Raw genomic sequence first — 22,018 nt, forward strand, 5'->3', positions numbered from 1 at the left:
GATGGGCTGGGTCGAGCCGGCAGCGTCATGAGGCGCCGGCTGCCCGAACATTGACTCAGGCGTCCTTGTCCGTGTGACGCACCGCGCACATCAGGTCTGCTTCCGCCGCCACCGAGCCGTCCACTTCGGCTCGCGCCTTGAACTTCCAGATGCCGCGCATATGCCGCTCGAACGTGCAGTTCAGGATGAGTTGATCGCCGGGCTCCACGACGCGCTTGAAGCGCGCGTTGTCGATACCGACGAACAGGTACAGCGTGTTCGACGGGTCGCTCGGCTCTTCCGAGAACGTGAGGAGCGCTGCCGTTTGTGCGAGCGCTTCGAGGATCAGCACGCCAGGCATGACGGGACGCGTAGGAAAGTGCCCCTGGAAATACGGCTCATTGATCGACACGTTCTTCAACGCTTTGATGCTCTTGTGCGGCTCGAGTTCGAGCACCCGGTCGACCAGCAGGATCGGGTAACGATGTGGCAGCAGCGTGAGAATCTTATGAATGTCGAGATTGATTTTTTCGGTGCTCATGGTGTTTCTGCTCACGCATTGACTGCGCGATGATGACTGCGGATGCTGGTGCAGGTGGGTTGGTAACGCGTGCTGCCGGCGCTCGCCGTGACCTGATTGCCGTGCCACCGGGTCACGGCAACCGTCTTCGCTTCCTGATATTCGCCCGCCATTTTACGCGGTACTGGCGGGCCGCCCAGAAATCTAGCTTTTGTCGCTCTGTGAAATGCCCGTCGCGCCCGATGCCAAAGGTGCTGGCGTGTTGGCCGGCTTCGCGTCCGGCCGGTCAGCCGAGGCAGTTTCCAGCGCCTTGATACGGTCGCGGAGCTTGTCGATATTGCGCAGCAAAGCTGCGCTTTTGTTCCAGTCAGCGTGGTTCACGGCCGGGAATGCGCTCGTGTACATGCCGGGCTTGAGCAGTGACTTCGACACGCCGGACTTCGCGGTCACGATCACGTAATCGGCGAGCGTCACGTGCCCGGCAATCCCCACAGCGCCGCCGATCATGCAATGACGGCCGATGGTGGTGCTGCCCGCGATACCCGCGCAACCGGCGATTACCGTGTAAGCGCCGACCTTGCAGTTGTGGCCGATCTGCACGAGGTTGTCGATCTTCACGCACTCTTCAATGATCGTATCGGCCATTGCGCCACGATCGATCGTGGTGTTCGCGCCGATTTCGACATCCGCTGCAATCGATACGCCGCCAACTTGCGGAATTTTCACCCAGCTACCGGTACGCGCTTCGCCTTCGCCGACGAAATCCGGCGCGAATCCGAAACCGTCGGAGCCGATCACCGCGCCCGCGTGCACGATCACGCGCTCGGCGAGCTTGCAGCCGTGATACACGGCCACATTAGGATACAGATGCGAGCCGGCGCCGATGCGCGTGCCGCGGCCAATGACGACATTCGCGTCGAGCCGCACGTTTTCGCCGATGACAGCGCCGGCTTCGACCGTAACGTGCGGTCCGATCACCGCGCTCGCAGCGATCTGCGCAGACGGGTCGATCGTCGCGCTCGGATGGATGCCGGGCGCGACCTTAGGCGTGGCGAGGTCGATGAAGGTTTGCGCAACGCGCGCGAAGTAAGCGTACGGATTCGGCGTGACGATGAAGTTACGGGCGCTGCGGGACGTGAGCTTCGCCAGGTCGTCGGCATTGATCAGCACGGCGCCAGCCTGGGTCGTTTCCACTTGCGACAGGTACTTGGGGTTCGCGAGGAACGCCAGCTGGTCCGGACCTGCCTGGTCGAGCGGCGCGAGGCTGCCGACGCGCTGCGAACCGTCTCCTACTACTTCACCGCCGAACCGTTGGACGATGTCCTCGAGCGTAAATGCCATGCCTGTCCTGTCTCCTGCTGTTCAGTGCGTCTTGTCAGAGTCACCGGTGAGAGCCCCGCCCCGGCTCGCCTTCCGCAGTTCAAGCGCGGCGGCGTACTTCGGTTCGCGTAAAGCTGATCTGCAGCTCACCAGACGGCGCGCGTCGTGCGCGGCGTTTGCATTCAACGCCCTGGCCGAGGCCGCCGTTCAACCGCCGCTTGCAACGCTCCTGCGTGTGCTCTTAGTTGCCCGAGGCCGCGAGGGCCTTAAGCACCTGATCCGTGATGTCGATGCGCGGGCTCACATACACCGCTTCCTGAACGATCAGGTCGTAATGCTGCGCCTCGGCGATCTGCTTGATCACCTTGTTCGCGCGGTCCAGCACCGCCGCCAGTTCTTCATTGCGGCGCTGGTTCAGGTCCTCGCGAAACTCGCGTTGCTTGCGCTGAAAGTCCGTGTCGAGTTGTGACAGATCGCGCTGCTTTTGCGCGCGATCCGCCGACGACATCGACGCACCGCTCTTGTCGAGCGAATCGGACATCGACTTCAGCTTCTGGGCCATGTCCGCGAGGTCCTTGTCGCGCTTCGCGAACTCCGCCTCGAGCTTGACCTGGGCCGCCTTTGCCGCAGCCGATTCCCGCAGAATCCGGTCCGAATTCACCGCGGCAATCCTGGCTTCCTGCGCGTGCGCTACTCCGACGCCCAGCGTCATTGCCAGCGCCAGCGCGCAAGCCACACGTTTCGAAAACATACCGGTTAGCAAAGTGATCCTCTCGATACTGTTGTTTGGCGAGCTGTCCGCAACGCGGATCAGAACGCCGTTCCGATCTGGAACTGGAACTTCTGATACTGGTCGCCCGTATGCTTGGTCAGCGGGAAGCCCAAGCTCAGCTTGAGCGGTCCGATCGGCGAGATCCATGCGAGGCCGACACCATAGCCGTAACGCAGACCGTTAGCGCCATTCGACGTGGCGGCGCTGCTCGCGTCCGCCCACACGTTACCCGCGTCGAGGAACGTGAATACGCGCAGGGTTCGATCATAGCCGGTGCCCGGCAACGGGAACGTCAACTCGATATTGCCGACGAGCAGCTTCGAGCCGCCGATCGGGTCGCCCGTGGTGGCGTCGCGGGGACCAAGCGAACTCGGCTCGTAGCCGCGGACCGAACCGATACCGCCCGCGTAGTAGTTCTTGAAAATCGGGTACGGCTTGCCGCCCATGCCCTTGCCGTAGCCGCCCTGGAAGTTGAAACCCAGCACGAAGCCACGCGAGAACGAGTAATAGTACTGCGCGTTGATGTCGGCCTTGTAATACTGGGTGCCGCCGATCGGCGTGCCGTATTCGGCGTTTGCCTGCGTGAAGTAACCGCGGCTCGGTACCAGCGCGCTATCTCGCGCATCGCGCGACCAGCCGACAGTAAGCGGCACGTTATTCGACACGCGGCCAAAGTCCTGAACGTATTGCTTATACGACGCAGGCGTGTTTGCGTCGACGTCCAGCTGGTTCTGCTCGAGACCCGCGCCGAAGTACACCGTGTCCACTTCGGAGAACGGAATACCGAACTTCAGGTCGCCACCAATCGTAACAATCTTGAAGCTCGAATCGGTCGAGTAGTACAGCGGCTGATAAGTACGGTAATAGACGTCGGTAATACGCTTGATGCCGTCGACCGTGAAGTACGGATCGACCTGCGTAACCGTCAACGTCCGGTAGGTCTTCGCGGTATTGACGTTCACCGCGAGGCTCGTGCCCGAGCCGAACACGTTGTCTTGCGAGACGCCGGCCGACAGCACCACCTTGTCGGTCGACGAAAAGCCTGCGCCCAGCGTGATCGCACCCGTCGGCTTTTCAGCGACCTTGACGTCCACATCGACCTGGTCGGGCGTGCCTTCCACAGGAATGGTGGTCACGTCGACGTCGGTGAAATAGCCAAGACGGTTGATACGGTCTTTCGACAGTGCGAGGCGGTTCGAATCGAACCACGAGCTTTCGAGCTGACGCATTTCGCGGCGCACCACTTCGTCGCGCGTGCGTGTATTGCCGACCACATTGATACGGCGCACATAGACGCGGCGGCTCGGGTCCACCTGCAGCGTCAGGTCGACCTTGTGATTCGACTGGTCGATCTGCGGCTGCGCGTTGACGGTCGCGAACGCGTAACCATATTCGCCCAGTTTGTCGACGATCGACTTCGTGGTGGCCTGCAGCTTTTCGGCCGAAAAGCGATCGCCCGGTTTGATCTTGATGAGCTTGGCGAGCTCCGGCTCGCGGTCGAGCAGATTGCCGGCCAGCTTGATGCTCGAGATCGTGTACGGCTCGCCTTCATGCAGCGTGACCGTCAGATACATGTCCTTCTTGTCCGGCGTGATCGACACCTGCGTCGACTCGATATTGAACTCGAGGTAGCCGCGGTTCAGGTAATACGAGCGGACATTTTCGAGGTCGCCGGTGAGCTTGTCTTTCGCGTACAGGTCGTTCTTCGTGTACCACGAGAACCAGTTCGGCGTGGACAGCTGCATTTCGTCGCGCAGCGTGCCCGTGCTGAACGCCTTGTTGCCGATGAAGTTGATCTGGCGGATCTTGGCGCTCGGCCCTTCGGCCACCGAGAACAGCACCGAGACGCGATTGCGGTCGATCGGCGTGATCGTGGTCGTGACCTCGGCTGCATAGTAGCCGCGCGTCAGGTACTGACGCTTCAGTTCCTGTTCGGCCTTGTCGACGAGTGCCTTGTCGTAGTAACGGCCTTGCGACAAGCCCACGGCGCGCAGCGCCTTGGTCAGGTTTTCCTTGTCGAATTCGTGAATGCCCGCGAAGTCGATCGTGCCAATGGCCGGACGCTCCAGCACCTGCACGATGACAACATTGCCTTCGGTCGCGATCTTGACGTCGTTGAAAAAGCCCGTTGCGTACAGTGCGCGAATGGCTTCCGATGCCTTGTCGTCGCTGAACGTGTCGCCCTGCTTAATAGGCAGATAGGCGAACACGGTACCAGGTTCGACGCGTTGCAATCCCTCGATCCGGATGTCTTGCACCACGAAGGGCGTGGTTGCGTGGGCGACCAGCCCATGCGCGGCGAATGCCGCGGTTATAACCGTCTTCGGAACAAAGCGATGAGGTTTAAACAACGTGCTTCCCCAGTGTGTATAGCTGCATCAGGTCGGACGGTCGCCATTGTTAGCGCCGCCGGACACTTTAAAAGTGGATTAAACGAGCGAGATCGTTGAACAGTGCAATCGCCGACAAAGCGACGATGCAGGCGAGACCCGCCCTCTGAAAAACGAGTTGCCAGCGATCGGAGACAACTTTACCGGTCACAGCTTCAACCAAATAATATAACAGATGACCCCCGTCCAATACCGGAATTGGTAGCAGGTTCAGTACACCGAGGCTAATACTGACGAGGGCCAGGAACGACAGAAATGCAGAAGGACCGAGACGTGCACTCTTTCCCGCGTAATCGGCGATCGTCACCGGACCCGAAAGATTTTTCAGCGAAGCGTCGCCGACGATCATGCGGCCGAACATCCGCACCGAATAAACCGCCAGGTCCCACGTACGGCGCGCGCCCAGTTGAAGGCTTTCGAAAGGTCCATAGCGCACGTTGATCGACGGCACCTGGGTCGCCAGTTCCGCGCCGATGCGGCCGACCTGCTGTCCCGTTGCCGCGTCGCGCTGTGCCTGAGGAACAATGGTGATGTCTTCGAGCTTGCCCTGCGCTTGATCCGGCGCCTGGCCCTGCGTTTGATCCTGCACTTTGCCGCCGGCCGCGCGCTCCACTTGCAGCGTCAAAGGCTTGCCGGCGTGCGATTTTACATACGCGATGAAGGCCGTGGCGTTGTCGGTTGCCATGCCGTTGATCGCGCGCAAACGGTCGCCCGGAACAAGCCCGGCTTTCTGCGCCGCGCTGCCCGGCTGCACACCTGCAACGGTCAGCTTGCCGCCACCGGGCTCGAAGCCGAGGCGCGACATGAAGTCGTCGTCTACGTCCTTTTCACCGACACCGCGCAGATCGAGTTGGAAGTCCGACGTGCCGCCCGGGCCTTTCGCGCTCAGCACGACGCGCTTGTGATCGAAAGCTGCGCCGAGCAACTTCCAGCGCAAGTCAGACCAGGACCGCACCGGCTCGGAGTCGGCGGCGTTCTCCGTGCGCACCGCCACCACCGTCTCGCCACCTTCGAACCCGGCGACGGCAGCGGCCGTGTTCGGCGCGGGCACGGCCAGAATGGCCGCAGGCTCTGTGACGCCGGTGGCGAACACGAGGCCGAACAGCACGATGGCGAGCAGGAAATTGGCGACCGGCCCGGCCGCCACGATCGCGATACGCCGCCACACCGACTGCCGGTTGAACGCATGCGGCAACGCTTCGGCAGGGATCGGGGCGCTGCCGGTCTCACGCTCGTCGAGCATCTTCACATAGCCGCCGAGCGGCAACGCGGCAACGGTCCACTCGGTGCCGCTCTTAGGACTGACCCACTGGAAGAGCGGCTTGCCGAAGCCGATCGAAAAGCGCAGCACCTTGACGCCGCACAGCCGCGCCACGCTGTAATGCCCATATTCGTGGACGACCACGAGCACGCCAATCGCAACCGCGAAGGCGAGCACTTCGATCAGCAGATTCATAAGCGCCTCACTGGACGGCGCGTTCCGTGCGGCGGGCGGCGTCAGGCAGACGCGCGATGAATTCGGCAGCGGCGCGACGCGCTGCGGCGTCTGCTTCGACCACGTCTTCGAGCGCGTGCGCGCTGCCGTTCGGCAACCCGTTGAGCACCGAGTCGACCACTTGCGCGATCGCCATGAAACCGATCTGGCGCGACAGGAACGCTTCAACAGCAATTTCGTTAGCGGCGTTGAGCGCCGCACTGGCGAGGCCGCCTTCGGCAAGTGCCTTCATCGCCAGAGCCAGACAGGGGAAACGTGCGTAGTCCGGTTTCTCGAACGACAGCGACGCGATTTCCGCGAGGTCCAGTTGCGCGACGCCCGAATCGACACGATCCGGGAACGCGAGCGCATGAGCGATGGGCGTACGCATGTCCGGGTTGCCGAGTTGCGCGAGCACCGAGCCGTCGGCGTACGAAACCAGCGAATGGATCACGCTTTGCGGATGAATCAGCACGTCGATGCGCTCGCCCGGCAAGCCGAACAGCCAATGAGCCTCGATCACTTCGAGGCCTTTGTTCATCATCGTGGCGGAGTCGACCGAAATCTTGCGGCCCATCACCCAGTTAGGGTGCTTGCAGGCTTCTTCGGGCGTGACGCCCGCGAGTGTGGCCGGTTCGCGCGTACGGAACGGGCCGCCCGAGGCGGTCAGAATGATCTTGGACACGCCGCCATGCAGCGCGGCTTCGCGCGGCAAGCACTGGAAAATAGCGTTGTGTTCGCTGTCGACCGGCAGCAGAACCGCGCCGTTGTCGTGGACCGCGTTCATGAAGATCGCGCCCGACATGACGAGCGCTTCCTTGTTGGCAAGCAGAATCCTTTTGCCGGCGCGCGCGGCGGCGAGGCTCGGCGCGAGGCCTGCCGCGCCCACGATGGCCGCCACGACCGTGTCGCAGCCGCTGGCCTTCGACACGTCGACGAGTGCCTGAGCGCCGTAAGTCACTTCGGTCTTGCAGCCCGCCTCGCGCAACTTGGCCGCGACGCGCGCTGCCGTGTCGGCGTCGCCGACCACCGCGACTTCCGGCCGGAAGCGCAGGCATTGCTCGACGAGTTTGTCGCCGTTGCGGTGTGCAGTGAGCGCATAGACCGAAAAACGCTCCGGATGACGCGCGACGACGTCGAGCGTGCTGTCTCCAATCGAGCCCGTGGAACCGAGCAATGTCAGACGTTTTTGCATATCTCTTTCTCTAGCCGAGCAGCAGCATGGCAAGCGGCAGCACCGGCAACAATGCGTCGATGCGGTCGAGCACGCCACCGTGCCCCGGCAACAGGCCGCTCGAATCTTTCACGCCGGCCTGGCGCTTCATCATGGATTCAAAAAGGTCGCCTACCACGCTGAACACCACCAGCAGGGTCAGCGCAAGCAGCGCACGCGGGGCGCCCCAATGCGCCCACAAGCCGGAATACAGGGTCGGCTCGAACGCATGCAAAACCACCGCCGCCAGCGCGACAATCATGACGACGAGCCAGCCGCCGATCGCGCCCTCCCACGTCTTGCCCGGGCTGATGGCGGGCGCGAGCTTGTGCTTGCCGAACGCCTTGCCCGAGAAGTATGCGCCGATATCGGCGAGCCATACCAATAGCAGCAGCGACAGCACGAACGGCACACCCTGCATGCGCGCGGCGACGAGAGCATGCCAGCACGCGACGAATATCACAATCCCGGCAAGAAACAGGAAGTTACGCCACGCGCCCTGCGCGAGCGTCGGTTTGCGCAGCAGCACGAACGGGCCGGCGATCACCCAGAAAATGGCGGCCGCTTTGTAAAACGGCCGCGCATCGTCGACGCCGATGCCGAGACGCGTGCTGGCCACTAGCGCCACCGCCGCCACCAGCGCGTAAATGACCGGGCCCGCGCCGCCCAGCTTGAGCAGGCGCGCCCACTCCCACGCTGCAAACACGACGACGAACGCAATCAGCGCGCCGAACGCGCCGACCGGCGCGAACAACGTGACGGGCAGGAACACCGCCAGGAGGACGACCGCCGTGATGACACGGGTTTTTAGCATGGAAGCGAATCGACGTTTTGCGATTGCGGCTCGAGTTGAGCACTGGTGCGGCCGAAACGGCGCTCGCGCTCCGCATATGATGCGATTGCGTGGCCGAGGGCGTCGGCGTCGAAATCCGGCCAGAAGATGTCGGTGAAGTAGAACTCGGTGTAGGCGAGTTGCCACAGCAGGAAATTGCTGACGCGCCGCTCGCCGCCCGTACGGATGAACAGATCGGGCTCGGGCGCATAGGCCATAGACAGATGTTCAGCGAACGATTCCTCGTTCACCTCGACCGCCTTGCCTGCCAGCGCCGACTGCTCGGCGAGCTTGCGGGTGGCCTGCATGATGTCCCAGCGACCGCCGTAATTGGCTGCGATGGTCAGCGTGAGGCGCGTATTGCGCGCGGTCTTGGTCTCGGCGCGCCTGATCAGATCGCGGATGCGCGTATCGAAACGTTCGAGATCGCCGACCACCCGCAAACGGATGCCGTTCGCGTGCAGCTTGCCGATCTCGCGCTCGAGCGCGGTGACGAACAGGCGCATGAGGAACGACACTTCCTCGTTCGGCCGACGCCAGTTTTCGGAACTGAAGGCAAACAGCGTCAGATATTCGACGCCCTGACGGGCGCACGCCTCGACGGCTGCACGCACAGCGTCGACGCCGCGCGTATGACCGGCCACGCGCGGCAAGCGGCGCTGGGTGGCCCAACGGCCATTGCCGTCCATGATGATCGCGATGTGTCGCGGCACCGCAGCGACATCAGGCACGCGCACGGTTGAACTGGTGTAGGTCATGGCCGTCGGGACAATAACTGCAAATGAAGAAGTGCAAACCTTGAATTGGTGAATGCTCCCAGACCTGGCGCTGCATGACTGACATTTCGCGCCAGCCCCTGTAGGGGGCAGGAAAACCCGTGCCGGCTCCGTGTCTGCACGGAGCCGAGCAACATCACACCGTCATGATCTCTGCTTCTTTGGTCACGACGAGTTTGTCGATTTCAGCGACGAATTTGTCCGTCAGCTTCTGAATGTCGTCGCCTGCACGGCGTTCGTCGTCTTCCGAAATTTCTTTGTCTTTGACGAGCTTTTTCAGTTGCTCGTTAGCGTCGCGGCGCAGATTGCGGACAGCGATCTTGGCCGTTTCGGCTTCGCTCTTGACCACTTTCGTCAGCTCGCGGCGGCGTTCTTCGGTCAGCGCGGGCATCGGTACGCGGATCACGTCGCCCTGCGTAGCCGGGTTCAGACCGAGGTCCGACTCGCGGATCGCCTTTTCGACGACTTGAACCATCTTCTTTTCCCACGGCTGAACGCCGATCGTGCGTGCGTCGATCAGCGTCAGGTTCGCGACCTGAGAAATAGGCACCGGCGAGCCGTAGTAGTCGCACTGGATGTGATCGAGCAGGCCCGTGTGCGCACGGCCCGTACGGATTTTCGACAGATCGTTCTTGAACGCGTCGATGGAACGCTGCATCTTTTGCTCAGCGCCCTTCCTGATATCAGCCACAGACATTTTTAAACCTCCGAACCTTCAAAACTGTGCGAGCCGGCCAGCACGCGCGATATGCGGCGGCCCGGGCCCGCGTCGAAGCCCACTTATGTGAACGAGAGTTTACACGTGGACGAGGGTGCCCTCGTCCTCGCCGAGCACGATACGCTTGAGCGCGCCCGGCTTGACGATCGAAAACACGCGGATCGGCAGCTTCTGGTCGCGGCACAGCGCGAACGCGGTCGCGTCCATGACCTGCAGATTGCGGCCGATTGCCTCGTCGAAGCTGATCGTCGTGTAGCGCGTCGCGCTCGGATCTTTCTTTGGGTCGGCGGAGTAGACGCCGTCCACCTTGGTGGCTTTCAGCACAACTTCAGCGCCGATTTCCGAGCCGCGCAGCGCGGCGGCCGTGTCGGTCGTGAAGAACGGGTTGCCGGTTCCGGCCGCGAAAATCACGACTTTACCTTCTTCGAGCTGGCGAATCGCGCGCGGGCGGATATACGGCTCGACCACCTGGTCCATACGCAGCGCGGACTGCACACGCGCCTCGATGCCTGCATGCCGCATGGCGTCCTGCAGTGCCAGCGCATTCATCATGGTGGCCAGCATGCCCATGTAGTCGGCCGTGGCGCGGTCCATACCGGCCGCGCCGCCTGCTACACCGCGAAAAATATTGCCGCCGCCGATCACCACGGCCAACTGCGTTCCAAGACGGACCACTTCGGCCACGTCCGCCACCATTCGTTCGATGGTCGCGCGATTGATGCCGAAGGCATCATCGCCCATCAGAGCTTCACCGGAGAGTTTGAGCAGAACGCGTTTGTAGGCAGTGGGCATAGGGGTATCCAGATCGCGCAGAACAGGGCAACAACAAGGGACTAATGTAGGGGTGAAATGCTGATTCGGGCAAGCGCCGCCAAATTGATCGACACATGAGGCTCGTCAATGGCGGCTGCACAGCGGGGGTCGACCCGCGCGCAGCCTTGCGGCGCTGCCGACCGCGGCACAGTCTTGCTCTGCCGCGGGTACAACGGTACTAGCTGAAGCTTAGGTGAAGCTTATTGTTGCTTTGCAGCAGCCACTTGAGCGGCGACTTCAGCAGCGAAGTCGTCCTGCTTCTTCTCAATGCCTTCGCCGACCACGAACAGCGCGAACTTCTGGACGCTCGCGTTGCCAGCCTTCAGCATCTGCTCGATCGTCTGCTTGTCGTTCTTAACAAACGTCTGGTTCAGCAGCGACACTTCCTTCAGGTACTTCTGCACGCTGCCGTCGACCATCTTGGCGACGATTTCAGCCGGCTTGCCCGATTCGGCAGCCTTCTGCTCAGCGATGCTGCGTTCCTTGGCGATCAGGTCCGCCGGCACGTCGTCCGACGACAGCGAGACCGGCTTCATGGCGGCGATGTGCATAGCCACGTCCTTGCCGACCTGCTCGTCCGCGCCCGTGTACTCGACCAGCACGCCGATGCGCGTGCCGTGCAGATACGCAGCCAGCTTGTTCGACGTCTCGAAACGCACGAAACGGCGGATCGACAGGTTTTCACCGATCTTGCCGACCAGCGCGAGACGCACTGCGTCGACGGTCTGGCCGTCGAGCGGCAGAGCCGCCAGCGCGGCGACGTCAGCCGGGTTTTGCGTTGCGACCAGCTCGGCGATCTTCTTCGAGAAAGCCAGGAAGTCGTCGTTCTTCGAGACGAAGTCGGTTTCGCAGTTCAGTTCGACCAACGAACCCGCATTGCCGCCAATGAACGAGGCAACCACGCCTTCAGCCGTGACGCGCGATGCAGCCTTGCTCGCCTTGTTGCCCAGCTTCACGCGCAGCAGCTCTTCAGCGCGCGCCATGTCGCCGTCGGCTTCCGTCAGCGCTTTCTTGCATTCCATCATCGGCGCGTCGGTCTTTGCGCGCAGTTCTGCAACCATGCTTGCGGTAATTGCCGCCATCATTTGCTCCTTGAGTTCGATCTGTCACACGCCGCCCGGACTTCGATACCGGCGGCAAGAATTCGTTTCAGCGTTATGCGCATTTTTTACGGATAACGCGTCGGACACAGCCCCAGCCGGAGACAGCGCCCCACTACGGCGTCGCGGCTTAAAAAAAGGGGGCCTGTAGAAAGCCCCCTTTTTTGCCGGACACAGGGCAGCTTTACGCTTCCGCGTTGACCTCGACGAACTCGTCGCCGTCGTCGCCGCGTGCAGCCTGCACCACTTCGTTGACCGCATTGGCGCGGCCTTCGAGGATCGCGTCAGCCACGCCGGCCGCGTACAGAGCGACGGCCTTGCTGGCGTCGTCATTACCCGGGATCACGTAGTCGATGCCTTCCGGCGAGTGGTTCGTATCGACCACTGCGATGACCGGCACGCCGAGCTTGTTAGCTTCGGTAACAGCGATCTTGTGATAGCCGACGTCGACCACGAAAATCGCGTCCGGAATTCCGCCCATGTCCTTCACGCCGCCAATCGACTTTTGCAGCTTGGCCATTTCGCGTTCGAACAGGAGCGCTTCCTTCTTGCTCATGCGTTCCGTTTCACCTGCTTCCAGCGCTGCTTCCATGTCCTTCAGGCGCTTGATCGAAACCTTCAGCGTCTTGAAGTTGGTCAGCATGCCGCCGAGCCAGCGTGCGTTGACGTACGGCATACCCGCGCGCTGCGCTTCCTGAGCGATCGTGTCGCGCGATTGACGCTTCGTGCCGACGAACAGGATCGTGCCGCGGTTCGCTGCCAGCTGACGCGCGTACTTCAGCGCGTCGTTGTACATCGGCAGCGTCTTTTCGAGGTTGATGATGTGAATCTTGTTGCGATGACCGAAAATGAAGGGGGCCATCTTCGGGTTCCAGAAGCGCGTTTGGTGACCGAAGTGGACACCGGCTTCCAGCATTTGACGCATGGTAACTGCCATGAAAATCTCCGCGAGGGTTGGGTCTTAAGCCGGCTGCCGTATCCGCCGCGCTGCCAGGTCAAGTCTTGCCTGGCTACGCGCCGCGGACACCCTGGGTGCGCCGGCTTGCGAGTCTGCTGCCCGGTACAGCTTTTCCCATGGCTCGGGCAGCCAGCGCCACGGGAAGCGTCGCTCACATCTGCCTGACACTGCTGACTGCCCAGACGGGTAGCCAGCGGCGACAAGAGAAGGACCGACTTAGCCAAAGATTATAGCATGCGACTATCGGCCGACTCAACCTGCCCGGTTGCCCGTCTTTGCTGCCGCTGGTTGCACCCGGACGCTTCCCGCCGCTTCGCGCCCCACCGCGAGGCCATAAATGACGGGGCATCAATCCCGGCGCAAAAGCCGTCCGGCGACCGCCAAAACGCTGCGGCACCGGGAATATGGTGCGATAATCCCGGGATAAATCGCATTTCAGGCCCGACTCATGGCTATCACGCTAAAAAACGAACACGATATCGCGCAAATGCGCGTCGCCTGCAAACTGGCGAGCGAAGTGCTCGATTACATCACGCCGTTCGTCACCGCCGGCGTCACGACCGGCGAACTCGACCGCCTGTGTCACGAATACATGCTGAAGGAACAGGGCACGGTCCCCGCGCCGCTGAACTATCAGCCGCCCGGCTATCCGCCCTACCCCAAGGCCACCTGCATTTCTGTCAACGACGTGATCTGCCACGGCATTCCCGGCGACAAGACACTCAAGAATGGCGATGCGCTGAACATCGACATAACGGTGATCAAGAACGGCTATTTCGGCGATACGAGCCGGATGTTCATCGTGGGCGAGGGTTCGATTCTTGCCAAACGGCTCGTTCAGACCACTTTCGAATGCATGTGGCTCGGCATCGACCAGGTGCGCCCGGGTGCGCATCTGGGTGACATCGGCTACGCAATCCAGAAGCACGCCGAGGCGCAAGGCTACAGCGTGGTACGCGAGTATTGCGGCCACGGCATCGGCACGGTGTTCCATGAAGATCCGCAGATTCTGCACTATGGCCGTCCCGGCACGGGGCTCGAACTGCAAGCCGGCATGATTTTCACGATCGAGCCGATGATCAACGCCGGCCGCCGCGACATCCGCACCATGCCCGACCAGTGGACGGTCAAGACCAAAGACCGCAGCCTCTCGGCACAATGGGAGCACACAGTGCTCGTGACGGAATCCGGCCACGACGTACTGACCGTTTCCGCAGGCACGCCCGCGCGCCCGCCGATGGTCGCCGCCACGGCCTGACCGATTTCGCTCCCCGACCTTCAGCCGCCCATGAGTAGTGTTCCAGCCGTCGCCCCGTCCCATGCCAAGTCGCTCAAGGCGGACTACAAAGTGGCCAAAGCCCAGTTGCTGGAACGCTTCAAGACCGCCACCAACGTGGAAGCGTTGATGGCGGCGCTTTCGCGCACCACCGACGACTCGCTGCGCGCCGCTTGGAACACCTGCGAACTGCCCTCGGATCTTGCGCTCCTCGCAGTGGGCGGTTATGGCCGTGGCGAACTGGCGCCGCACTCCGACATCGACATTCTGGTGCTGCTGCCCGATGCGCCGCTCGAACACCTGGAAGCGCGTATCGAGCGTTTCATCAGCCTGGCATGGGATCTGGGACTGGAACTCGGCAGCAGCGTCCGCAGCGTTTCGCAGTGTCTCGAAGAAGCCGCGAACGACGTGACCGTGCGCACGTCGCTGCTGGAAGCGCGGCGCATTACGGGCAGCGCGGCGCTGTTCGACGACTTCGCAAAGCGTTATCGCGAGGCGCTCGACCCGAAAGCGTTTTTCCAGGCCAAAGTACTGGAAATGCGCCAGCGCCACGCCAAGTTTCAGGACACGCCTTACGCGCTCGAGCCGAACATCAAGGAAAGCCCGGGCGGGCTGCGGGATCTGCAGCTGATTCTATGGATCACCCAGGCGGCCGGTTTCGGCAGCAGTTGGCGCGAACTCGAAGCGCGCGGTCTCATTACAGAGCGCGAAGCGCAGGAACTGCGGCGCAACGAAGGATTCCTGAAGTCGCTGCGCGCCCGGTTGCACGTCACCGCCGGCCGTCGTCAGGACATTCTGGTGTTCGACCTGCAAACTGCGGTGGCAGAAAGTTTCGGCTACAAGCCCACCGCCACCAAGCGCGCAAGCGAACAGCTGATGCGCCGCTATTACTGGGCCGCCAAGGCGGTCACGCAGCTTGCCACCATCCTGATCCAGAACATCGAGGCGCAGCTTTTCCCGAGCACGAGCGGCATTACCCGCGTGCTGTCGGACCGCTTCGTCGAAAAGCAGGGCATGCTCGAAATTGCGAGCGACGATGTGTTTCAGCGCGAGCCGAACGCGATCCTCGAAGCGTTCCTGCTGTACGAGCAGACGCCGGGCGTCAAAGGCCTGTCGGCGCGCACGCTGCGCGCCATCTACAACGCGCGCGAGGTGATGGACCAGCACTGGCGGCGCGATCCGGAAAACCGGCGCCTCTTCATGGACATCCTGAAGCAGCCGGCCGGCATCACGCACGCGTTGCGCCTGATGAACCAGACGAGCGTGCTCGGGCGCTATCTGCTCAACTTCCGGCGCATCGTCGGACAGATGCAGCACGACCTGTATCACGTCTACACGGTCGACCAGCACATTCTGATGGTGCTGCGCAATCTGCGGCGCTTCGCGGTCGCGGAACACGCGCATGAGTATCCGTTCTGCAGCCAGTTGATCGTCGGCTTCGACCGGCCATGGGTGCTGTACGTCGCGGCGCTGTTTCACGATATCGCCAAGGGCCGTGGCGGCGACCACTCCACGCTCGGCATGGCCGACGCGCGGCGTTTCTGCCGCAATCACGGCATCGAGGGCGAAGACGGCGACCTGGTGGTCTGGCTCGTGCAGCAGCACCTGACCATGAGCCAGGTCGCGCAGAAGCAGGACACGAGCGACCCGGAGGTCATCAAGCGTTTCGCCGAACTGGTCGGCAACGAACGCCGTTTGACCGCGCTGTATCTGTTGACCGTTGCCGACATCCGCGGGACCAGTCCAAAAGTCTGGAACACATGGAAGGGCAAGCTGCTGGAAGACCTGTACCGCGCGACGCTCGCAGTGCTCGGCGGCGCCCGTCCGGACGCGCATTCGGAACTGGAATCGCGTCAGGAAGAGGCGCTCGCGCTCCTGCGCCTCGAGACGGTGCCGGAAGGCGCGCAGAAAGCGCTGTGGGACAAGCTCGACGTCGGCTACTTCCTACGCCACGACGCGGCGGACATCGCATGGCAAACGCGCGTGCTCTACCGTTACGTCGAGACGCCTACGCCGATCGTTCGCGCCCGCCCCTCTCCGATCGGCGAAGCGCTTCAGGTGCTCGTGTATGTGAAGGACCAGCCGGATCTGTTCGCCGGCATTTGTGCGTATTTCGACCGCAACGGCCTGTCGGTGCTCGATGCCCGGGTCAGCACCACGCGTCACGGCTATGCGCTGGATAATTTCCTCGTCGCGCATACCGAAGAAGACGTGCATTATCGCGACATTGCCAATCTCGTCGAGCAGGAACTGACCGCGCGCCTAACCGGCGACGGCACCTGGCTCCCGGGGCCGTCGAAAGGCCGCTTGTCGCGGCTTTCGCGAACCTTCCCTGTTACACCGCGCGTCGATCTTCGGGCCGACGAGCGCGGCCAGTACTACATCCTGTCCGTGTCGGCGAACGACCGGCCAGGCCTTCTTTATTCGATCGCGCGCGTGCTGGCCGAACATCGGGTCGGCGTCGCGTCGGCGCGGATCAACACGCTCGGCGAACGCGTCGAGGACGTGTTTCTGCTGGACGGACACGGTCTGTCGGACAACCGCCTGCAAATTCAGGTCGAGACGGAACTGCTGCGCGCGATCGCAGTGTGAGATTTCATGCGAGACAAATTAACAGCCAAGCACCCGCGGCCGGCTTCGTCCGAACGCGCCCCTGTCCGTAGCGGCAGCACGTCGGGACGTAAGCCGACACGGCCGGCAGGACCGAAATCGTCGATGGCGGACCCGAGTGGCCCGCGAGGCGAAGGCGCAGGGACGTCGTCCGGTGGCAAGCGTCCGGCTGGCGCAGGCGCGCGCGGACCGCGTGCTCCCCGCGCGGAAGGCTCGTTCTCGCGCGAACGCGAAGCGGGCGGCGCCGGCGGCGCACGACGTGCGACGTCTGACCGGCCGCCGCGCAGCGAGAGTGCGGGCGCACCGGCGCGGCGTTTCGAAGGAAGCGGCGAGCGTGGTCCGCGGCGTGAGGGTGGTGAGCGCGCGCCGCGCAGGTTTGAAAATCGCGCGGCTGGCGACGAGCGGGCGCCTCGTGGCGCTGGTGGTGAACGCAGCGAACGCGCACCGCGTCGGTTTGAGGATAGGACAGGTGGTGGCGAGCGTGCACCTCGTGGCCCTGGCAGTGAACGCGCACCGCGCCGTTTTGAGGATCGCACGGGCAGCACCGACCGTGCGCCCCGCCGCTTCGAGGACCGTGCTGGTAACAGCGAGCGGCCGCCGCGTGGACCTGGTGCCGAACGCAGCGAACGCGCACCGCGCCGCTTTGAAGATCGCTCGGACAGCACTGACCGCGCGCCCCGCCGCTTCGAGGACCGTGCTGGTAACAGCGAGCGGCCGCCGCGTGGACCTGGTGCCGAACGCAGCGAACGCGCACCGCGCCGCTTTGAAGATCGCTCGGACAGCACTGACCGCGCGCCCCGCCGCTTCGAAGACCGTGCTGGTAACAGCGAACGGTCGCCGCGTGGCCCAAGTGCCGAACGCAGCGAACGCGCACCGCGCCGTTTCGAAGACCGCACCAGCAGCACCGACCGCGCGCCTCGCCGTTTCGAAGGAAACGCAGACCGCGGCGCCTCGCGCGGCTTCGACGGCGAACGCCGTCCGACCAGCGGCCCGCGGACGGGAGCAGGCCGTCCCGCGGAAGGCGGCCAGCGTGGCGAGCGTCCGACGCGCGGTGAACGCGACGCTTCCGACCGCCCCCGCTTCAGCGCAGACCGCGGCGCCTCGCAAGACCGCCGCGGCGGCGAGCGCGGACCGCGCAGCGACAGCGCGCCTCGGCGCGCAGAAAGCGAGCGCGGCGAGCGCAGCTTTGCCAAGCCCGTCAAGAGCGGCTATGGCGACCGCGCCGATCGTCCGGCCCGCGCAACTGGCGACGCACGAGGGGACCGGGGCGAACGGGGCGACCGCGCACCGGCTCGCCGCGAATTCGGTGATCGCGCCGCCCCGCGCACCGACCGTGCGGAACGCCCGGCACGCAGCTTCGACAAGGCGCCGGCGGCCGAACGCCGTTTCACTGACGACCGCCCCGCGCGAGCCAGCAAGGCGCGCGGCGCCGCTCCGGCCGAACATCGCCCGCACACTGAGGTTGTCCCGCGCACGCCGCGTCGCGATATCGAGGACGCGCCCGGCACCCTGCGCCTCTCCAAGCTCATGTCCGAACTGGGCCTGTGCTCGCGCCGCGAAGCCGACGAATGGATCGAGAAAGGCTGGGTGCTCGTCGACGGCGAGCGGATCGACACGTTAGGCACGAAGGTTCGCCCCGATCAGCGGATCGAGATCGATCCCGCTGCCGAGGCCGTGCAAGCAAGCCAGGTCACCGTGCTGATCCATAAGACTGTCGGCTACGTGTCAGGCCAGGCGGAAGACGGCTACCAGCCGGCCATCACGCTCGTCACGCCGGAGAATCGCTGGGAAGGCGACCGCTCGGACATCCGCTTCTCCGTCGCGCATCTGCGGCAACTCGCGCCGGCCGGGCGTCTCGACATCGATTCGACAGGCTTGCTGGTGTTGACGCAGGACGGCCGCATCGCGAAGCAGCTGATCGGCGGCCATTCCGACATCGACAAGGAGTATCTGGTGCGCGTCGCCTACGGCGAGCACTCGGTCGACGTCGAAAGTCACTTCCCGCCGGAAAGCCTCGCGCTCTTGTGTCACGGTCTCTCGCTCGACGACGTGCCGCTCAAGCCGGCGCAAGTCAACTGGCAAAACGGCGAGCAGTTGCGCTTCGTGCTGCGCGAAGGAAAGAAGCGCCAGATTCGCCGGATGTGCGAACTGGTCGGCCTCGAGGTACTTGGCCTGAAACGCGTGCGGATGGGCCGTGTGATGCTTGGCGCGCTACCGCCTGGCCAGTGGCGTTACCTCGCACCGGACGAGTCGTTCTGACGTCATCCGGCAAGCTCAGGGGCTGCGAGATCGACCGCTTCATGTGATCTTCAAGCGCATCGAGCGCCGCAGCAGCCCGATAAAAAACCCACGCATTTGCGTGGGTTTTTTATTATCAACGCGCGGCGCCGGCCAAGGGCCAAGGGCCAACGGCCAACGGGCCGCATCAATCGTCGCTATTCGGATCCATGTCCGGAAACAGCACTTCTGTAAAGCCAAACTTGGCGAAGTCGGTAATCCGCATTGGATACAGCTTGCCGATCAGGTGATCGCATTCGTGCTGTACGACGCGCGCATGAAAACCTTCGGCGACGCGGTCGATCGGCGTGCCGTACTGGTCGAAGCCGTGATACTTGATCATCGAAAAGCGGCTGACCGCACCGCGCAGGCCCGGAACAGAAAGGCAGCCCTCCCAGCCCTCTTCCATATCCAGCGAAACCGGCGTGATAGTCGGATTGATCAGCACCGTTTCCGGCACCGGCGGTGCATCCGGATACCGTTCGTTGCTGCCGAATCCGAAGATCACCACCTGCAGATTGACACCGATCTGCGGCGCGGCGAGCCCCGCTCCGTTCGCATGGTGCATGGTCTCGAACATGTCTTTCACGAGTTCATGCAATTGCGGCGTGTCGAAGTGATCGACCGGATCGGCAATGCGCAGCAGGCGCGGATCGCCCATCTTGAGAATTTCGCGGATCATAACTGCCCCTCCAGGAGCTTACGCATACCATCTTCGTCGAGTACGGGAATGCCGAGTTCCTCGGCCTTCGCTAACTTGCTGCCTGCTTCGGCCCCCGCCACCACATAGTCTGTTTTCTTGGACACCGAGCCGGCCACTTTCGCGCCGGCCGCTTCGAGCATTTCCTTCGCCTCCTCGCGAGCGAGGCTCGGCAAGGTGCCCGTCAACACAACGGTCTTGCCGGCCAGCACGCCCTGCGGCGCCTTCGGCGCGGGCGGCCCTTCAGGCCACGTGACCTTGCCCGGCGCGCGCAGTTGCTCGATCACCGTGCGGTTATGCTCTTCGGCGAAAAACTGGTGAATGGATTCGGCGACGACCGGCCCCACGTCGTTGACCTCCAGCAATGCTTCCACCGAGGCCTCCATGATCGGATCAAGCGAGCCGAAGTGCTTCGACAGATCTTTCGCCGTGGATTCGCCGACATGGCGGATGCCAAGTGCGTAAATAAAACGGGCAAGCGTAGTGTGCTTGGCCTTTTCGAGCGAGTCGAGCAGGTTCTGCGCGGACTTGTCGGCGAAACGGTCGAGCTCGGCGAGCGTCGAGAAGCCGAGGTTGAACAGATCGGCGGGCGTGCGCACCAGGTTCTGTTCTACCAGTTGGTCGATGATCTTCTCACCCAGTCCGTCGATGTCCAACGCGCGCCGCTGCGCGAAGTGCCATAGCGCCTGCTTGCGCTGGGCCGGACAGAACAGACCGCCGGTGCAACGCGCAATCGCCTCGTCGGGTAGCCGCTCGATGTTCGAGCCGCACACCGGACAGTGCGTAGGCATCACAAATTCATGTGCGTCAGCCGGGCGACGGTCGATGAGCGCGCTCACCACTTCCGGAATGACATCGCCCGCGCGCCGCACGATCACCGTGTCGCCGATACGGATGTCCTTGCGACGCACTTCGTCTTCGTTATGCAGCGTGGCGTTCGTGACAGTCGCGCCGCCGACGAACACGGGCTCAAGGCGCGCCACGGGCGTGATCGCGCCGGTGCGCCCCACTTGCACGTCGATCGCGACCAGTTTGGTCAACGCTTCCTGCGCCGGGAATTTGTGCGCGAGCGCGAAACGGGGCGCACGCGACACGAAGCCGAGCGCGTCCTGCTCGTCGCGCCGGTTGACCTTGTACACGACGCCGTCGATGTCGTACGGTAACTTGTCGCGCTTCTCGCCGACCGCATGGAAAAACGCGAGCAGACCTTCGGCGCCTTTCACGACCGCGCGCTCCGCATTGACGGGCAAGCCGAGTTCCTTGTACCAGTCGAGCAGTTCGCTATGCGTGGCCGGCATCTCGACGCCTTCGAGCACGCCGATGCCATACGCAAAAAACGACAGCGGCCTTTGCGCGGTGATTTTCGAATCGAGCTGACGCAAGCTGCCCGCTGCGGCGTTGCGCGGATTGGCAAACTCCTTGTGACCCGCGGCGCGCTGACGTTCGTTGAGACGCTCGAAGTCGCGCTTGAACATCAGCACTTCGCCGCGCACGTCGAGTATGTGCGGCACGCGCTTGCCCTTCAGCTTGAGAGGAATAGAGCGGATCGTGCGGACGTTCTCCGTGACGTTCTCGCCAGTCGTGCCGTCGCCGCGCGTGGCGGCCTGCACGAAGACGCCGTCGACATAGCGCAGCGAGATCGCGAGGCCGTCGAACTTCAACTCGGCCGCGTAGTCGACCGGCACCGGCGGTTCCTTCGCATTGTTGCCGAGTGCATCGCCCACGCGCTTGTCGAACGCGAGGATGTCTTCGTCTGCGAAACCGTTATTCAGTGACAGCATGGGCTGGTCGTGAACGACCGGCTCAAACCCGCTTGCCGCCTCGCCACCAACGCGCTGCGTAGGCGAATCAGGGACGATCAGATCGGGATGCTGCGCCTCGATGCTCTCCAGTTCCTTGAACAGCTTGTCGTATTCCGCGTCCGGCAAGTCGGGCTGGTCGAGAACGTAGTACGCGTAATTGGCGCGTTCGAGTTCCGCGCGCAGCCACGCGGCCCGCTCGGCCGGAGCGCTGGTTGCTGGATCTGAGGCGGGAGTTCGAGCCATGCTGTAGGCGCTTCTTCAGTGAAATTGGACACTGGATTATCGCAGGAAGCGTGCCCCTTTACATCGGCCGAATGGCCAGCTTGCAGACCTGAACGCGAGTATGCGAAAGTCGGCGGCGTCGCTCTTCAATCGGCATAGGGGGTAGCCAACAGGCTACGCCCCTGCCACACCACCCGGCATGCGGGCCCGCACCGGGCGGTTCGGGAAGTTGAGGTCAGGAGAGACGGGGTAGGCCTAGTCGGTCG

17 protein-coding genes are annotated in these 22,018 nt (G+C 63.2%); 3 read left to right on the top strand and 14 right to left on the bottom strand.

Annotated features, from left to right (window positions below; translation table 11 throughout):
• Positions 1-55: 55 nt before the first annotated feature.
• The 12 genes from fabZ to rpsB form a co-directional block, all read right to left on the bottom strand.
• The gene (gene fabZ / locus ACTJLB_RS22435) at positions 56-520 is read right to left on the bottom strand and encodes a 3-hydroxyacyl-ACP dehydratase FabZ (protein WP_204520592.1); all 465 of its coding nucleotides are present in this window, start codon (positions 518-520) and stop codon (positions 56-58) included.
• Between the two features lie 183 nt (positions 521-703).
• Complete coding sequence (gene lpxD / locus ACTJLB_RS22440) at positions 704-1,840, bottom strand: UDP-3-O-(3-hydroxymyristoyl)glucosamine N-acyltransferase (protein ID WP_204520591.1); 1,137 nt, start codon at positions 1,838-1,840, stop codon at positions 704-706.
• A gap of 220 nt (positions 1,841-2,060) precedes the next feature.
• On the bottom strand, positions 2,061-2,582 hold the full coding sequence (locus tag ACTJLB_RS22445; RefSeq protein WP_027799514.1) for an OmpH family outer membrane protein: 522 nt from the start codon (positions 2,580-2,582) through the stop codon (positions 2,061-2,063).
• A gap of 47 nt (positions 2,583-2,629) precedes the next feature.
• Complete coding sequence (gene bamA, locus ACTJLB_RS22450; protein WP_027804250.1) at positions 2,630-4,942, bottom strand: outer membrane protein assembly factor BamA; 2,313 nt, start codon at positions 4,940-4,942, stop codon at positions 2,630-2,632.
• Between the two features lie 67 nt (positions 4,943-5,009).
• Positions 5,010-6,437: an RIP metalloprotease RseP gene (rseP, locus tag ACTJLB_RS22455; RefSeq protein ID WP_088174699.1), complete on the bottom strand. Its 1,428-nt coding sequence runs from the start codon at positions 6,435-6,437 to the stop codon at positions 5,010-5,012.
• A gap of 7 nt (positions 6,438-6,444) precedes the next feature.
• Positions 6,445-7,650 (bottom strand): 1-deoxy-D-xylulose-5-phosphate reductoisomerase, encoded by a 1,206-nt coding sequence (locus ACTJLB_RS22460; protein ID WP_440784494.1) that lies wholly within the window; start codon positions 7,648-7,650, stop codon positions 6,445-6,447.
• A gap of 10 nt (positions 7,651-7,660) precedes the next feature.
• The gene (locus ACTJLB_RS22465; RefSeq protein ID WP_020065631.1) at positions 7,661-8,482 is read right to left on the bottom strand and encodes a phosphatidate cytidylyltransferase; all 822 of its coding nucleotides are present in this window, start codon (positions 8,480-8,482) and stop codon (positions 7,661-7,663) included.
• Positions 8,476-9,258 (bottom strand): polyprenyl diphosphate synthase, encoded by a 783-nt coding sequence (gene uppS / locus ACTJLB_RS22470; RefSeq protein WP_020065630.1) that lies wholly within the window; start codon positions 9,256-9,258, stop codon positions 8,476-8,478. Before uppS ends, ACTJLB_RS22465 begins: the two co-directional genes overlap by 7 nt.
• A 154-nt stretch (positions 9,259-9,412) precedes the next feature.
• Positions 9,413-9,973, bottom strand: coding sequence for a ribosome recycling factor (gene frr / locus ACTJLB_RS22475; RefSeq protein ID WP_027775328.1), 561 nt, complete (start codon positions 9,971-9,973; stop codon positions 9,413-9,415).
• 99 nt (positions 9,974-10,072) lie between these two features.
• Positions 10,073-10,786, bottom strand: a complete 714-nt coding sequence (pyrH, locus tag ACTJLB_RS22480; RefSeq protein WP_006048674.1) for a UMP kinase — start codon at positions 10,784-10,786, stop codon at positions 10,073-10,075.
• Positions 10,787-11,007: 221 nt separating this feature from the next.
• Positions 11,008-11,889, bottom strand: coding sequence for a translation elongation factor Ts (tsf, locus tag ACTJLB_RS22485; RefSeq protein WP_204520589.1), 882 nt, complete (start codon positions 11,887-11,889; stop codon positions 11,008-11,010).
• Between the two features lie 202 nt (positions 11,890-12,091).
• Positions 12,092-12,844 (bottom strand): 30S ribosomal protein S2, encoded by a 753-nt coding sequence (gene rpsB, locus ACTJLB_RS22490; RefSeq protein ID WP_006048672.1) that lies wholly within the window; start codon positions 12,842-12,844, stop codon positions 12,092-12,094.
• Between the two features lie 469 nt (positions 12,845-13,313).
• On the opposite strand from rpsB, the gene map reads away from it, so the two are divergent.
• The 3 genes from map (at position 13,314) to ACTJLB_RS22505 (ending at position 19,010) form a co-directional block, all read left to right on the top strand.
• Complete coding sequence (gene map / locus ACTJLB_RS22495) at positions 13,314-14,123, top strand: type I methionyl aminopeptidase (RefSeq protein WP_020065627.1); 810 nt, start codon at positions 13,314-13,316, stop codon at positions 14,121-14,123.
• A gap of 30 nt (positions 14,124-14,153) precedes the next feature.
• On the top strand, positions 14,154-16,733 hold the full coding sequence (locus ACTJLB_RS22500; protein WP_027804249.1) for a [protein-PII] uridylyltransferase: 2,580 nt from the start codon (positions 14,154-14,156) through the stop codon (positions 16,731-16,733).
• Positions 16,734-16,856: 123 nt separating this feature from the next.
• Positions 16,857-19,010, top strand: a complete 2,154-nt coding sequence (locus ACTJLB_RS22505; RefSeq protein WP_440784496.1) for a pseudouridine synthase — start codon at positions 16,857-16,859, stop codon at positions 19,008-19,010.
• Between the two features lie 166 nt (positions 19,011-19,176).
• On the opposite strand, the gene def is transcribed toward ACTJLB_RS22505, so the two are convergent.
• Positions 19,177-19,710 (bottom strand): peptide deformylase, encoded by a 534-nt coding sequence (gene def / locus ACTJLB_RS22510; protein ID WP_020065624.1) that lies wholly within the window; start codon positions 19,708-19,710, stop codon positions 19,177-19,179.
• A complete protein-coding gene (gene ligA, locus ACTJLB_RS22515; RefSeq protein ID WP_408171146.1) occupies positions 19,707-21,773 on the bottom strand; it encodes an NAD-dependent DNA ligase LigA in 2,067 nt (688 codons plus the stop codon). The genes def and ligA overlap by 4 nt, the downstream gene beginning before the upstream one ends.
• Positions 21,774-22,018 lie beyond the last annotated feature (245 nt).

The organism is Paraburkholderia sp. 22098, from assembly GCF_052045935.1.
GTDB classification, from domain to species: domain Bacteria; phylum Pseudomonadota; class Gammaproteobacteria; order Burkholderiales; family Burkholderiaceae; genus Paraburkholderia; species Paraburkholderia caledonica.

Excerpts from the sequence above, each read along its gene's own strand:
- fabZ (WP_204520592.1), bottom strand. The coding sequence starts at position 520 with ATGAGCACCGAAAAAATCAATCTCGACATTCATAAGATTCTCACGCTG.
- def (WP_020065624.1), bottom strand. The coding sequence starts at position 19,710 with ATGATCCGCGAAATTCTCAAGATGGGCGATCCGCGCCTGCTGCGCATT.
- uppS (WP_020065630.1), bottom strand. The coding sequence starts at position 9,258 with ATGACCTACACCAGTTCAACCGTGCGCGTGCCTGATGTCGCTGCGGTG.
- pyrH (WP_006048674.1), bottom strand. The coding sequence starts at position 10,786 with ATGCCCACTGCCTACAAACGCGTTCTGCTCAAACTCTCCGGTGAAGCT.
- ACTJLB_RS22465 (WP_020065631.1), bottom strand. The coding sequence starts at position 8,482 with ATGCTAAAAACCCGTGTCATCACGGCGGTCGTCCTCCTGGCGGTGTTC.
- frr (WP_027775328.1), bottom strand. The coding sequence starts at position 9,973 with ATGTCTGTGGCTGATATCAGGAAGGGCGCTGAGCAAAAGATGCAGCGT.
- map (WP_020065627.1), top strand. The coding sequence starts at position 13,314 with ATGGCTATCACGCTAAAAAACGAACACGATATCGCGCAAATGCGCGTC.
- tsf (WP_204520589.1), bottom strand. The coding sequence starts at position 11,889 with ATGGCGGCAATTACCGCAAGCATGGTTGCAGAACTGCGCGCAAAGACC.
- rpsB (WP_006048672.1), bottom strand. The coding sequence starts at position 12,844 with ATGGCAGTTACCATGCGTCAAATGCTGGAAGCCGGTGTCCACTTCGGT.
- ACTJLB_RS22500 (WP_027804249.1), top strand. The coding sequence starts at position 14,154 with ATGAGTAGTGTTCCAGCCGTCGCCCCGTCCCATGCCAAGTCGCTCAAG.
- ligA (WP_408171146.1), bottom strand. The coding sequence starts at position 21,773 with ATGGCTCGAACTCCCGCCTCAGATCCAGCAACCAGCGCTCCGGCCGAG.
- ACTJLB_RS22460 (WP_440784494.1), bottom strand. The coding sequence starts at position 7,650 with ATGCAAAAACGTCTGACATTGCTCGGTTCCACGGGCTCGATTGGAGAC.
- rseP (WP_088174699.1), bottom strand. The coding sequence starts at position 6,437 with ATGAATCTGCTGATCGAAGTGCTCGCCTTCGCGGTTGCGATTGGCGTG.
- ACTJLB_RS22505 (WP_440784496.1), top strand. The coding sequence starts at position 16,857 with ATGGCGGACCCGAGTGGCCCGCGAGGCGAAGGCGCAGGGACGTCGTCC.
- lpxD (WP_204520591.1), bottom strand. The coding sequence starts at position 1,840 with ATGGCATTTACGCTCGAGGACATCGTCCAACGGTTCGGCGGTGAAGTA.